The sequence below is a fragment of the Pseudomonas sp. AC355 genome (assembly GCF_979258205.1).
Map to the genome: position 1 here is coordinate 4,549,692 of NZ_OZ409843.1, position 13,172 is coordinate 4,562,863.

14 protein-coding genes are annotated in these 13,172 nt (G+C 61.0%); 4 read left to right on the plus strand and 10 right to left on the minus strand.

The window, feature by feature from the left end:
• Nucleotides 1-166: 166 nt before the first annotated feature.
• From ACZ0AI_RS21185 to ACZ0AI_RS21200, 4 genes are read right to left on the minus strand one after another with little or no spacing between them, the layout of a single operon-like run.
• Nucleotides 167-796, minus strand: a complete 630-nt coding sequence (locus ACZ0AI_RS21185; protein WP_463563558.1) for an ABC-type transport auxiliary lipoprotein family protein — start codon at nt 794-796, stop codon at nt 167-169.
• On the minus strand, nt 793-1,710 hold the full coding sequence (locus tag ACZ0AI_RS21190; RefSeq protein ID WP_463563559.1) for an MlaD family protein: 918 nt from the start codon (nt 1,708-1,710) through the stop codon (nt 793-795). Before ACZ0AI_RS21190 ends, ACZ0AI_RS21185 begins: the two co-directional genes overlap by 4 nt.
• Nucleotides 1,710-2,492: an ABC transporter ATP-binding protein gene (locus ACZ0AI_RS21195; protein WP_463563560.1), complete on the minus strand. Its 783-nt coding sequence runs from the start codon at nt 2,490-2,492 to the stop codon at nt 1,710-1,712. The genes ACZ0AI_RS21190 and ACZ0AI_RS21195 overlap by 1 nt, the downstream gene beginning before the upstream one ends.
• Nucleotides 2,489-3,619 (minus strand): MlaE family ABC transporter permease, encoded by a 1,131-nt coding sequence (locus ACZ0AI_RS21200; protein WP_463563561.1) that lies wholly within the window; start codon nt 3,617-3,619, stop codon nt 2,489-2,491. The genes ACZ0AI_RS21195 and ACZ0AI_RS21200 overlap by 4 nt, the downstream gene beginning before the upstream one ends.
• Nucleotides 3,620-3,891: 272 nt before the next feature.
• Between ACZ0AI_RS21200 and ACZ0AI_RS21205 the strand changes: the two genes are divergently transcribed.
• Together ACZ0AI_RS21205 and ACZ0AI_RS21210 are read left to right on the plus strand one after the other, a co-directional pair.
• The gene (locus ACZ0AI_RS21205) at nt 3,892-4,494 is read left to right on the plus strand and encodes a nitroreductase family protein (protein WP_463563562.1); all 603 of its coding nucleotides are present in this window, start codon (nt 3,892-3,894) and stop codon (nt 4,492-4,494) included.
• A gap of 114 nt (nt 4,495-4,608) precedes the next feature.
• Nucleotides 4,609-5,031, plus strand: a complete 423-nt coding sequence (locus tag ACZ0AI_RS21210; RefSeq protein WP_463563563.1) for an HPF/RaiA family ribosome-associated protein — start codon at nt 4,609-4,611, stop codon at nt 5,029-5,031.
• A 120-nt stretch (nt 5,032-5,151) separates the two neighbouring features.
• Here ACZ0AI_RS21210 and ACZ0AI_RS21215 read toward each other — a convergent pair whose 3' ends face one another.
• Nucleotides 5,152-5,655, minus strand: a complete 504-nt coding sequence (locus ACZ0AI_RS21215; protein WP_225835455.1) for an ATP synthase subunit B family protein — start codon at nt 5,653-5,655, stop codon at nt 5,152-5,154.
• Nucleotides 5,656-6,059: 404 nt separating this feature from the next.
• Here ACZ0AI_RS21215 and ACZ0AI_RS21220 point away from each other — a divergent pair, with 404 nt between their 5' ends.
• Nucleotides 6,060-7,223: an iron-containing alcohol dehydrogenase gene (locus tag ACZ0AI_RS21220; RefSeq protein WP_463563564.1), complete on the plus strand. Its 1,164-nt coding sequence runs from the start codon at nt 6,060-6,062 to the stop codon at nt 7,221-7,223.
• 87 nt (nt 7,224-7,310) lie between these two features.
• Complete coding sequence (locus ACZ0AI_RS21225) at nt 7,311-7,745, plus strand: acyl-CoA thioesterase (RefSeq protein WP_463563565.1); 435 nt, start codon at nt 7,311-7,313, stop codon at nt 7,743-7,745.
• A 40-nt stretch (nt 7,746-7,785) separates the two neighbouring features.
• Here ACZ0AI_RS21225 and ACZ0AI_RS21230 read toward each other — a convergent pair whose 3' ends face one another.
• The 5 genes from ACZ0AI_RS21230 to ACZ0AI_RS21250 all read right to left on the minus strand — a co-directional run bounded on the left by ACZ0AI_RS21230 (nt 7,786) and on the right by ACZ0AI_RS21250 (nt 13,165).
• Nucleotides 7,786-8,220 (minus strand): glycine zipper domain-containing protein, encoded by a 435-nt coding sequence (locus ACZ0AI_RS21230; RefSeq protein WP_225835449.1) that lies wholly within the window; start codon nt 8,218-8,220, stop codon nt 7,786-7,788.
• Between the two features lie 204 nt (nt 8,221-8,424).
• Nucleotides 8,425-9,144: a TorF family putative porin gene (locus ACZ0AI_RS21235; RefSeq protein WP_463563566.1), complete on the minus strand. Its 720-nt coding sequence runs from the start codon at nt 9,142-9,144 to the stop codon at nt 8,425-8,427.
• 357 nt (nt 9,145-9,501) lie between these two features.
• Nucleotides 9,502-11,823, minus strand: coding sequence for an FdhF/YdeP family oxidoreductase (locus tag ACZ0AI_RS21240; RefSeq protein ID WP_463563567.1), 2,322 nt, complete (start codon nt 11,821-11,823; stop codon nt 9,502-9,504).
• Between the two features lie 2 nt (nt 11,824-11,825).
• Nucleotides 11,826-12,671: a formate dehydrogenase accessory sulfurtransferase FdhD gene (gene fdhD, locus ACZ0AI_RS21245; protein ID WP_463563568.1), complete on the minus strand. Its 846-nt coding sequence runs from the start codon at nt 12,669-12,671 to the stop codon at nt 11,826-11,828.
• 149 nt (nt 12,672-12,820) lie between these two features.
• Nucleotides 12,821-13,165 (minus strand): PilZ domain-containing protein, encoded by a 345-nt coding sequence (locus tag ACZ0AI_RS21250; RefSeq protein WP_463563569.1) that lies wholly within the window; start codon nt 13,163-13,165, stop codon nt 12,821-12,823.
• Nucleotides 13,166-13,172: the final 7 nt, after the last annotated feature.

Below are 13,172 nucleotides of genomic sequence, written 5' to 3' on the forward strand. Positions count from 1 at the left end.
AATCCGCCCTACGATATTCATGGCGCGACGCGTAACCCGCCAGGCGATAGCCGGTGCTGCACCCATGGTGGGTGACGGTGCTGCGGAAAATCTATGTCCTCAGGTTGTGTAACAGGCACCTAACCCACCCTACGGTTTAGGTTTGGCATGCAATGCCGTGCACTGCTCAAGGCTTGCTGGTATTCGGTGCGTTGCGCTGGCCTTGCTCAATTACCCAGTCGATCAACTGGCGCGAGAGCTGGTCGTTGGCGGTACCGAACGTCTTCACGACCGAGTCCACGGCGACATCGCCTGCGATCTGGCGCACTTCGAAGCGACGGCTAGCGAGGATGCGCTGGTTGCCGCCCTGCACCAGTCGGGCGTCGAGCAGAATGTGCACCTCCGGCCGGCCATTGCGGTATTCGGTCTGAAACGCACGCAAATCACTGCTCAGTTCGAGGTCGGCCTGCAGGCGGCCTTCGTCGCTGCTGACGGCGCCGACGCGGCCATCATCGAGAAAGGCGCCGATCAGCCGATCACGAAACAGGGCGGGGGCACGGTCGCTCCAGCGTGCGCCTTGATAAGCGCTGATCAGATTGCCCTCGGGCAATACGGCAATGCGTGGGCTGTCGAGCAACTGACTGCTTTGCGGGCGGTTGATCCGCAGTGACCAGTCCTGCTGCAGCGCATCCGAGGCGCGTACCGGCAGGTTACTGGGCAGCAGGTAAACGTTCAGCGCTTCGCCCGAGGGAAGAATCGAGCAGGCGCTGAGCAGGCCGGTCAGCAGCAGGGCACCAACGGTGGCGAATGCTTTCATGGTTGGAACTCCTTGATGCTATCGCTGCGCAGCAGGTAGCCGGCGGGGTCTTCTTCCAGTCGCCGCGAGAACGAGCGCAGCGAGCCGAGGGTGTCACGCAGTTCGTTGATGGCCGGGCCAAGCTCGCCGATACCCTGCATACCGCCGTCGAGGGCGGCGCGGTTGTCCTGCAGCAGTTGTTCGATGTTGGTGCTGGTACGCTCCAGCGAGGTCACCAAGCGCTCGGCACTGTCCAGGGTGTTCTGGGCCGGGCCGGTAAACAGCTGGTTGGCGTTTTTCATCAGGGCAGCCGCTTCGCGCCCGGCGGTGCTCATCTGGGTCAGCGCTTCACGCAGTTCGTCGCGTTGCTCGGATACGCTGGCGGTGATCTGCTCGAGGTTACGCAGGGTCTTGGCGATATTTTGGGTGTTCTCACGGGAAAACATGGCGTTAGCGCGATCCAGCAGGCGAGTGACGCTCACCATCAGGTCTTCGCCGTTGGCCATCAACCGTGACAGTGGCGAGCGGTCGGCGATGATCACCGGCGTACCACCATTGCTGGCTTTCAAAGGCGGGCTCTCGGGCGAGCCGCCGTGCAGCTGGATCACCGCACCACCGGTGATGTTGGTGATGGTCAGGCGGGCGCGGGTGTCTTCCTTGATGGGGGTGGCGCTGGTGATGCGGATATTCGCGTGCACCTTGCGCGGATCCTGCGGGTCGAGCGTCAGGCTGGTGACGTCACCGACGCGGATGCCGCTGTACTGCACGGCGCTACCCTGAGACAAACCGCTGACCGCTTCCGCGAAAATCACTTCGTAATAGTTGAACTGCTTGTCGGCGCTGGATTTACCCAGCCACAGGGCGAATAGCAGGATGGCGCTGACTATCGCCACCGTGAACATCCCGATCAGTACGTGATGGGCGCGCGGTTCCATTAAAAGCTCCTAGGCACAGCGGCCTGCTCGGCAGCGCGTCCGCGCGGCCCGTGAAAATAGTCGTGAATCCATGGGTCGTCTGTAGCGGCCACCACGTCAAGCGTATCGGCCACCAGTACGCGCTTCTGCGACAGCACTGCAACTCGGTCACACAAGGTGTAAAGCGTATCCAGATCGTGGGTGACCAGGAAAACACTGAGGCCCAGGGCATCGCGCAGGGTGCGGATCAATTGATCGAAAGCTGCGGCGCCAATCGGATCGAGGCCTGCAGTCGGCTCGTCGAGAAACAGGATGTCCGGCTCCAGCGCCAGGGCGCGGGCCAGTGCGGCGCGCTTGATCATGCCGCCAGACAGTTCGGTTGGGTACTTGTCGCCAGCATGGCTGGGCAGGCCGACCAGCGCGACCTTGGATTCGGCCAGGCGCTCGGCATGAGCGCGGCTGAGCCCGGCATGTTCGATCAGCGGCAGAGCGATGTTTTCCAGCACGGTGAGTGAGGAGAACAGGGCGCCTCGCTGGTAGAGCACACCGAAACGACGTTCCAGTTCGGAACGACGTTGCGCCGATAGCGTCAGCAGATCTTCGCCGAATACCCGCACCGTACCGGCGTTGGGCTGGCGCAGGCCGACGATGGTGCGCAGCAGTACCGACTTGCCAGTGCCCGAGCCGCCGACCACACCGAGCACTTCGCCGCGGTACAGATCCAGGTTCAGGTGCTGATGCACCACCTGTGGGCCGAACTGATTGGTCAGGTCGTGTACCTGAATGATCGCGTCGTCACTCACCAACCCATCTCCATCAGGAACAGCGCGGCCAGGGCGTCCACCACGATCACCACGAAGATCGATTGCACCACGCTGGACGTGGTGCGCTCACCCACGGACTGCGCGCTGCCAGTGACCTTGAAACCTTCCAGGCAGCCGATCACGGCGATCAGAAAGGCGAAGATCGGCGCCTTGAGCATGCCCACCAGAAAGTGATTGATCGGGATATTTTCCTGCAGCACGTTGATGAACATCGTCAGCGAGATATCCAGCGTCAGCATGCACACCATGGCGCCGCCGACCATTCCGCACAGCATGGCAATAAAAGTCAGCAGCGGCAGGGCGATGAGCATGGCGAACACCCGCGGCAACACCAGCAGTTCCATGGGATTGAGACCCAGGGTGCGGATCGCGTCGATTTCCTCGTTGGCCTTCATCGAGCCGATCTGTGCGGTGAAGGCGCTGGCCGTGCGACCGGCCATGAGAATGGCAGTGAGCAGCACACCGAATTCGCGCAGGAACGAGAATGCCACGAGGTCGACCGTGTAGATGGTCGCGCCGAAGTCGGTCAGGATGGTCGCGCCGAGGAACGCCACGACGGCGCCCACCAGAAAGGTCAGCAGGGCGACGATGGGCACCGCATTGAGGCCGATCTGTTCCAGGTGCGAAGCCAGGGATGTCAGGCGCCAGCGGCGCGGGTTGAGCAAAATCAGCAGCATGGTGCTGAGCGTTAGGCCAACGAACCCCAGCAACCCGACGGCCTTGTGCCAAACACCTTCCACCACTTCGCCGATATGGCCGAAGAATTCACGGTAGGTCGAGTGGGTGGGATGCTCAGGAGCTTGCTGATCCTGTTGCATCGCTGTGGCAACGGTGTGTAGCAAGGCGCGGCGTTCGTCGCTGAGTGCTGCTTTGGGCAGTAACAGGATCAGACGTTCGGCGCCGAGCAACTTCACCAGCAAGCTGGCGCCGGCGGTATCCAGGGCGTCCAGTTCGCTGAGGTCTGCATGCAGATCATTCGCCAGGTTGCGCCTGATAGCGTCTACCTGAACCACCAGCGCGCCGTAATGGGCAAGCGTCCAGTCCCCCGCCACCTTGAGTGTGGCAGCGTCAGCAGTGGGAGCGGAGATGTAAGGCGTGTGGGTCATGGTCGACAGCTTAACGCTCGAACGTTCCTATGGAACAGCCGTAATAGAGCCTCAAGGGATATCTTGTAAACCCTTGCCGTAACGGAGGCGGCTCAATGCACCCGCAAGGTAGGCGCTGACTGCAGGTCATGGGTAATCGACTGGCTAAGCCGAGTGGGGTTCGAATAAATCGTTGCAGGCGATGAATTGCATCGCAAAAGCCCAGTGGCTTTGTCTCGGCTGCTTACCTAGCATGGCGGAGAGTATTTCCATCACCGTTTCCGGAGTTATCCATGCATATCGACGAAGCCATCCGCAGCCGCCGCGCCATCAAGGGTTACGACGCCGGTTTTACCCTCAGCAACGAAGAGAAGAGCGAGCTGTTGCAGCTGGCTCTGCTCGCGCCGTCAGCTTTCAACCTGCAGCATGTACGACTGGTCGAGGTCAGTGATCCGGCGTTGCGTCAGCAGATCCGTGAAGCCGGCTGGGGCCAGGCGCAAATGACCGATGCCTCGATGCTGGTGGTGATTTGTGCGCAGGTCGATAGCTGGGAAAAGAATGTCAGCCGGGTGTGGGAAGGAGCGCCGTTAGAGGTGCAGCAGTACATGGCGGGTGCCATCGACACTTATTACCGCGACAAACCCCAGGTGCAGCGCGATGAAACCATGCGCAGCTGTGGCCTGATGGCGCAGACCCTGATGCTGGCCGCACGCGGCAAAGGGCTCGATTCCTGCCCCATGGACGGCTTCGATTTCGACGCGGTGGCCAAGCTGATCAACCTGCCGGACAACCACGTGATCGGCCTGATGGTCGCAGTCGGCAAGAAAGCCATCGACGCCAAGCCGCGTATCGGTAAGCTGCCGTTCGATGAAGTGGTTATCCGCGACCGTTTCTAACCATCCTTCCACTTCCAGCCCTTGCTGCGTATCTTGGCGTAAGGGCAAACAGCAGGAACCTAGTCCTGATCTGTCGCCTCCAAGCTTGTAGACCCGTCAAAAGCGAGGAATCACATGCAAGTTCAAGTGAACAGCAACCATATTGAAGGCAGTGCGCGACTCCAGGAATGGGTGGGCGCTGCGGTGGCGGATCGGCTGGAGCGTTACGAGGAGTTCCTGTCGCGTGTCGAAGTGCACATCAGCGACGAGAACGGCAGCAAGAGCGGCGCCGATGACAAGCGTTGCCAGATCGAGGCGCGGCCCAAGGGCCATCAGCCGCTGTCGGTGACCCACAAAGCTGAATCACTGGATCAGGCTGTAGAAGGCGCCGCCGAGAAAATGCGCCACGCTCTGGAGCATCTGGTCGGCAAGCTGGAAAGCAAAGCGGTCGGTACCGGGCATCTCGAGCAGGAACTGGATGCCAGCGAAGCGGAGAACTCCGATGCGCTGCTGCAGGAAGAATTTCTGGAGCGTCAGGAGGCGCTCGGCAAGGAGTGATCCTTCGATGCGCTTACTCCTTCGAGTAAGCGCATGATCCTCAAGGATCTATCCCACATATAAAAACAGGCCCTGTGTAGCGTCGCTTAGCGTGAGGCTACACAGGGCCTGTTTCGTTTATCAGGCAACCAGGCTACGACCGATAAAGTCTGGTGACTCGGTCTGCCGGTAAGTCGAGATGGCTTGCTCGGCTAATCGCGGGCTGACCTGATAACCGTTGCTGGCCGCTGGAACAGTTTCCAGCTGCGTCCGCTGCCTTGCCAGACTCTCGGCCGATAGCGGGTTGAGCGCTTCCTGACGCTGTTCCTGCAGGGCCTCAAGGCGCTGTTCACGTAGCTGCTCGTTGAGCGCTTGCACTGCGTCTTGACGTTCCTGGCGTAATTGCAGGGCGCGTTCTTGCTGTTGATCCTGCTGGGCAATGCGCTCGTCACGCGCCTCACGCAGTTGCTCTTGACGATCCTGTTCAAGACGCTGGCGTTCCAGCAAGCGCTCCTGAGCATCGTCCAGCCGCTGAGTAGCAGGTGCCACTCGCTCCAGTTGATTGGTTTGCAGACCATTACCAACGTTGCCGACTGGGCGATAGCTGTACTGCCCGATATTCATGCCATCGATAGAAAGGGGCATGAGTCACCTCCATCTTCGTTTCGATGTTTCCAGTCTAAGCCCGGAGAAACGTCTTCCTTAGGCGGATGTGTCATAACCCCAAGAACCGGATGGACTAGCACTTTTTCGGCAGCAGAATGTCGCCCAACGGCGTCGATATATGTCGATGCGCGCCAAAGGCGCATGGTTACTGGGCTGTGGCGCTCCAGCCAAAATGCAAAGGCAAGATGCTTGAAAGACTGCGTGCGGCCACCTGGCCTGTTAGCCAGCATGAAGTAGTCGACGAGCGGCAGCTAAGGCGGGCTCCACGAGGCAGATGATGTTTCCCGACCTACTATGAGTACATGGGCCTTGCCAGGGTGACAGCACAAGGAGCATGGCCTTCACGCGCACATTCGCGCGCATCACAAGAAGAGGAAAGCGTCATGCAGCCATTTAGTTTTGCTACAGCCGCCCATCTCATCTGCGAACCGGGAGCCGTGCAACGGCTCGTTCCCTTGTGTAGAGCATGGGGAGCGCGCTCGGTGGTGCTGATCACCGATGCCGGTGTAGCGCGGCTCGATTTTTTCGAAGAGGTACGGGCTGCTTTCGCAGGCAGTGACGTGGCGCTGCACGTATTCGATGGTGTGACGGCCGGTGCCCCGGAGAGCGTGGTAAGCAGTGCGGCGCAATTCGCCAAGAACGTACAGGCGAGTCTGATCGTCGGTTTCGGTGGTGGCAGCTCGCTGGATGTGGCCAAGCTGGTTGCCTTGTTGGCGCACCCGGATTGCCGGCAGTCGCTAAGTGATTTGTATGGTGTCGACAAGGCCGTTGGGCAGCGGTTGCCGTTGATCCAGGTGCCGACTACTGCAGGTAGCGGCTCCGAAGTTACGCCCATCGCGGTGGTTACCACGGCCCATTCAACGCGTATTGCGGTGGTGTCGGCTCGTCTGCTGCCAGATCTGGCGCTACTCGATGCCGATCTCACTCTGCAATTGCCAGCACCCGTAACCGCAGCCTGCGGCATGCTGGCGATGGGGCATGCCGTGGAGGCCTATACCGGCGCGCGGCGCAAGAATCCGCTGTCCGACATGCTCGCTCGCGAGGCTTTGCGATTGCTCGGTGCCAATCTCGACGAAGCGGTGCATAACGGCGGCAATCTCGAGGCACGGCAGGCCATGCTGCTGGGTTCCTGTCTCGCCGGGCAGGCGTATGCCAATGCGCCGCTGGCAGCCGTGCACGCCCTGGCCTATCCCCTTGGCGGCCATTGCCAAGTACCGCACGGCGTAAGTACGGCGGTACTGCTGCCCCATGTGCTGGGCTTCAATGCGTCCGTCGCGGCGCCGCTCTACGAGGAACTGGCGCCGCTGCTGCTGGGGGAGCGCCTTCGTTCAGGCGATGCAACGGATCACACCGAGCAGTTCATTATCGAACTGGCCGACCTCAGCGAGCGCAGTGGCCTGCCTGCGCGTCTGCGCGATATAGGCGTTGACCAGTCTCTGCTGCCACGCCTAGCGACCGATGCCATGCTGCACGAGCGTCTGCTGGCCAATAATCCCCGGGAGATGACCCAGGCCCATGCGCTGGCGATCTATCAGGTCGCTTACTAACCGAGCTGCGCGGCTCTCGCTGTAGGTTGTCAGCGTCGATGAGGGCCGGCACCATGCCGGCTTCTCCCTTATCCGAGGCGTCGTCCCATGCAGCAGCCGCAGCACCTGCGCGAGCACTATCGCCACTTCCAGTCGATCACTACGCGCTGGCATGACAACGACCTGTACGGGCACGTCAATAACGTCACCTATTACAGCTATTTCGACAGCGCGGTGAACACCTACCTGATCGAAGTGGGTGGGCTGGATATTCATCGCGGTGAAATCGTCGGGTTCGTGGTGAGTTCGAGCTGCGACTACTTCGCGTCAATTGCCTTTCCCGAGCGCATCGAGATCGGCTTGCGAGTCGGCAATCTGGGCAACAGTTCGGTGCAGTACGAGCTGGCGGTATTCAAGGAAGGGGAAGAGCAGGCCTGCGCCGCTGGGCGCTTCGTGCATGTGTTCGTCGACAGGTCGAGCAACCGACCGGTTGCGATACCTGAAAAATTACGGCTGGCGATGGAGGCGTTGCGAGTCTCTTGAGAGACCAAGGGCGCTAAAAGCGCCCTTGGTCATGTATGGATTAGCGATGGCGATGTTTGTGATGACGTTTGTGGTGCTTCTTGCCATGACGATGGCCATTATCGCGGTAGCGGGATTCATTGCGGTTGCTGTCGGCCATCTCGTTGGCCAGAGCACCACCGGCAGCACCACCGAGACCGGCGCCTATGGTCGATGCCGTGCCGCCACCGAACTGGTTGCCCAGCACGGAGCCAGCGGAGGCACCCAGGCCGCCGCCCAATGCAGCTTCGGTCTTGTTGCGTGAACTGATGGCGCCACCGGCAGCACCGCCGAGGCCGGCGCCGATCGCAGCACCTGTGCTGCCGCCCAGATGCTGACCGACGATGTTGCCGAGCGCACCACCGACACCGCTGCCAATGGCGGACTTGGTGGTATCGGCGTTGGCCAGGGGAGAAACCAGTGCACTGAAAGCGAGTGCGGTAAGGAATGTACGCATCGCGCAACCCTCGAAAAATACCCTTGCGGGCGTAGTCATGGCAGTGCCATGGATCATGCGGTCGCCCGCGCTGTGCCGGCGACACAAGCTTAGAGCCTGATCTGCAAGGAAATTCCCGAGATGGGGATTAAAGATACATGGGTGAATGTATCAAGATGTGTGTGATGCAGGGCTCGCCCAGCGTGGCCGCGGGTGGGCGGCTGTTTAGAACAGTGAGCGCGATGCTTTGATCAGGAACCAGCCCTCACACTCGGTGTTATGGCCTGAATAGGCCGAGCATGCATCACCGCTCAAGCTGGAATCCGAGTAGGAAAAATCGAAGTCGATTCCTTTCCAGGGCCGCGACAGGCTCAGCGACCAGTCGTTGAAGGAGCTGACCTGCCCACCACCGGAAATATTTTTGGGGTTGTCGAGCAGGTGATTGCCGTAGCGCACGACGACGGCCATGCCCAGCAGGCTGACACGGCCCAGGTCGGCCAGCACCGTACTGTTGAAGCGGCTTGGGTCATTGCTGAAGGAGAAACCGAAGCGGCGCGCGTCATACGTCAGGCCTGCGTAAACGTCCTGACTGTCGAGGTAGGTGTAACCCGGATGGCTGTAGCGAATCGTGCCGACTTCGTAGCCGAGCGAATCGACGAACTGCTGTCGATAGCCGACATAGCTGTTGAGCTCCATGCGACTACCCGGGCTGATCCCCAGGTTGGGCGACCATTGACCGAGGTACCAGCCGCTCGGGTGGCTCAGGTCGAGGCCGCCGTGGAAGGTACCGCCACTCTCTGGCTTGACCAGCCCCTGAGCCATGCTGCGACTTGGCGTGGTGCCCAGATTGAGCTCGTAGTCACCCAGTTCCCGCTCCAGGATCGCCGCCTGGGCTTGAATGCTCAGCAGAGCCGCCCCTAGCAGGACGGCAGATGGAAAACGCATGGAATTCCTCCCGTTGCAGGCGAATGACGTCAGCTGCAGAGCTGCTCAATGGCGCGGCTCGGCGGATCATTCGCACGGTGTTGCTCGTCTGGCAGAAACCCGAAGGGCCACATCGTGGCTTGGGCAAGAAACGCTATGCGCTTCGGTTGAGCGCTTGGTCTGGCACGTTAACTGACGAAAGTAACGGCAAAGGGACATCAGTGGGCATTTTTACCGATGTGTTTGGCAGATTCCGACGAAATGCAGCAACTTCGGCCGCTATTCGGTGCCACGCCACGCCGAAGGGGATGCTTCGGCTGAGTATCGCCTCCATCTCACCCAGGTCGAGATGCCTGGGTGAGATGGAGGCGTTACCGATTACAGGATGCGCGCAGTCTGCCCGGCAGTGTGCAGGCGAATGGCAACGAACTTGGATGTCGGTGTGTGGCTGCCCAGACCGACGCTTTCCAGCGGCACCAGTGGGTTGGCCTCGGGGTAATAGGCTGCCGCTTGGCCGGCTGGAATGTCGAATGCCAGCAGGGTAAAGCCAACCACTTTGCGTTCGATACCGTCGTCCCACAGCGAAGTGATGTCGACTTTCTGGCCATGCTTGTAGCCCAGTCGCGTAAGGTCGGCCTCGTTGACGAACAGCACGTCACGCTGACCACGAACGCCGCGGTAGCGGTCGTCCAGGCCGTAGATGGTGGTGTTGTACTGGTCGTGGGAGCGCATGGTCTGCAGGATCAGATCCGGCGTTTGACCACTGTTACGCACCTGCACAGGCAGCAGATCGGCGAGCAAGGTGTTGGACTTGAAGTTGGCCTTGCCGGTGGTGGTTTTCCACTGACGGGCGCCAGCCGAGTTGCCCAGGTAGAAACCACCTGGGTGCTGCACGCGCTGGTTAAAATCCTGGAAGCCGGGAATGGTGTCGGCGATCAGCTCTCGGATCTGGTCGTAGTCGGCGATCATGGCGTCCCAGTCGACCGGGTGGTTACCCAGTGTGGCTTTGGCAATGCCGGCGACGATCGAGGGTTCCGAACGCATGTGTCGGGACAGCGGCTCCAACTGGCCGTTGGACGCGTGGATCATGCTGAACGAGTCTTCTACGGTTATCGCCTGCGGGCCGGTGGCCTGATGATCGATATCGGTACGGCCCAGGCACGGCAGGATCAGCGCATCGGTGCCGGTGGTCAGGTGGCTGCGGTTGAGCTTGGTGCTGATCTGTACGGTCAACTCGCAGTTCTGCAGCGCTTTATGGGTGCGCGGGCTGTCCGGCGTAGCCTGGGCGAAGTTGCCACCCAGGGCGATGAACACCTTGGCCTGGCCATCGACCATGGCGTTGATCGCTTCGACGGTGTTGTGGCCGTTTTCGCGGGGCACCTTGAACTGGAAGCGCTTCTCGATGTTGTCGAGCAGCACCACCGGCGGGCGATCATTGATGCCCATGGTGCGGTCACCCTGCACGTTGCTGTGGCCACGTACCGGGCACAGGCCAGCACCAGGGCGGCCAAGGTTGCCACGCAGCAACTGCAGGTTGACGATTTCCTGGATGGTGGCCACTGAGTGCAGGTGTTGGGTGATGCCCATTGCCCAGCACATGATGACCTTCTCGGCGCGACGATACATCAGCGCTGCTTGCTCGATGTCTTCGAGGGTCAGGCCTGACTGTTCGACCAGCGACTCCCAAGATGTCTCATCCAGCACCGCCAGGTAGGCGTCGACACCATCGGTGTGCTCGGCGATGAAGGCATGGTCGAATACCGGTTTGTCACCCTTGGCGACCGCTTCGCGCTCCCATTGCAGCAGGAACTTGGCGATGCCGCGCAGCGCCGCCATATCGCCACCCAGTGCCGGGCGGAAGAACGCAGTGTTGAGTGGCTCGGAACCGTTGGTGAGCATTTCCAGAGCGTGTTGCGGATGCTGAAAGCGCTCCAGGCCTCGTTCCTTCAGTGGGTTGAAAGCAACGACCTGGGCGCCACGCTTCACCGCCTCACGCAGCGGCTCGAGCATGCGGGGGTGGTTGGTGCCTGGGTTCTGGCCGAGAACGAAGATCGCATCGGCGTGCTCGAAGTCGGCAAAGGTCACGCTGCCTTTGCCGATACCGACGCTCTGCGTCAGTGCGACACCGCTGGCCTCGTGGCACATGTTCGAGCAGTCGGGGAAGTTGTTGGTACCGAATGCCCGCACGAACAGCTGATACAGGAACGCCGCCTCGTTGCTGGCCCGGCCCGAGGTGTAGAACTCGGCCTGGTTGGGGCTTTCGAGGTTTTTCAGGTGTTTGGCGATCAGGCTGAAGGCATCGTCCCAAGAGGTGGGCACGTAGCGATCGGTGGCGGCGTCGTAGCGCATCGGCTCGGTCAGGCGGCCCTGATACTCGAGCCAGTAGTCGCTTTGCTCACGCAGCTGGCTGACGGTGTACTTAGCAAAGAACTTCGCGTCGACACGACGTTTGGTGGCTTCCCAGTTAACCGCCTTGGCGCCGTTCTCACAGAACTTGATGTGGCCGTCTTCCGGGGAATCGCCCCAGGCGCAGCCGGGGCAGTCGAAACCACCGTTCTGGTTGGTCTTGAGCAGCGCGCGCAGGTTCTTGAATGGCTGTTTACTGTCCAGCCAGAACTGGGTGACGCTGATCAGCGCACCCCAACCGGCGGCAGCGCCTTTATAGGGTTTGTAACGCGGGTTAACGGGTTGCAGGCTCATGGTTATTCTTCTCTGGCAGGCGGCGCGGGGCTGTAGACCCGGGGCGCGCTGTGGTGGGGCAGATGGATCAGGTTGAGGTTGTGCCGGCGCGCCCATTGCACGGTAAGGGCGGTCGGGGCCGAAAGGCTGACCAGGTTGCCGATGCCGGCTCTGACCGCCTTGTGAATAAGCTCCAGGCTGCAGCGGCTAGTCACCACCGCGAAGCCCTGGCGTACATCCTGGCGCTCGCGCAGCAGTGCGCCGATCAGCTTGTCCAGCGCGTTGTGCCGGCCGATGTCTTCCCGGCAGGCGCGTATCTCGCCACTGCCATCGACATACAGCGCGGCATGCAGGGCGCCGCTACGACGGGCCAGATCCTGCACGGCGGCGATCCGCTCGCGTAGGTCAACCAGGTGCGCCGCCTCGGGCAGTTCAGCCTGGGTCAGCGTGGCCAGTTGCGGCAGCGCCTGATCGAGCGCTTCCACGCCGCACAGGCCGCAACCACTGGTGCCGGCCAGTTGCCGGCGTTGTTGTTTCATCGCCCAGAAGGCGCGGCTGCTGATCTCGACGTCGGCATTGATCGCCGCGCCGATGTGGCGCAAGCGGATGTCATAAATATCGTCGATGGAGTCAACCACTGCGCTTGTCACGCTGAAGCCGGTAATGAAGTCTTCCACGGCCGTAGGCGAAACCATCATCACCGCATGGCTGATGCCGTTATAGCTGATGGCCAGCGCGCTTTCCTGCGCCAGAACGGCAGAATCAGTGGCTTGTGGGTTACCAAGCTGCGCAAAGGCATAGCCTTCCGGCTGCGGTGCAGCGGGCTCGTTGGAATCAGGAACGGTAGAACTCTCGGCTAACCGGGGCACGGCAAGCTCCCCTGCGACGGATTGACACAGAGAAGCCTAGGCGCTTGCTCCGGCGGCGTCTAATCGCTGTTGCCGATATGCTGATCGACGCGATCTATCGGCTTGCTCGCCCAGGCTCTGCAATAAGGGTTTTGGTGTGGACTAACGCGTCAGACTGATGCCTGGAAATGCTGCAGCAGCGCATTCAGCGCTTTCGTGTTGGTCTGATCGATATCGATGATGCGATAGCCTGCCCAACATTGCTGGCCCGGTTCGCCTATCCGGCTCCACAGGCAATCGCCGATAAAGTGCAACTCGCCAACACCGTTCAGCGGTATTGAGCAAACCAGTTGGCACTCCACCAGCGTATCCGCAGGCTGAGGTGCCGTGCAGCAGAGCATAAGGCCGTCGCTGGATATATCAGCGACGCGTCCGAGGTAGCGTCCGCTGTGTTGCTCGAATACCTCGAGCAGCGAGGTGGTTGGGTAGCGGCTGTGCTGGCGACGATCATCCATACGCGGT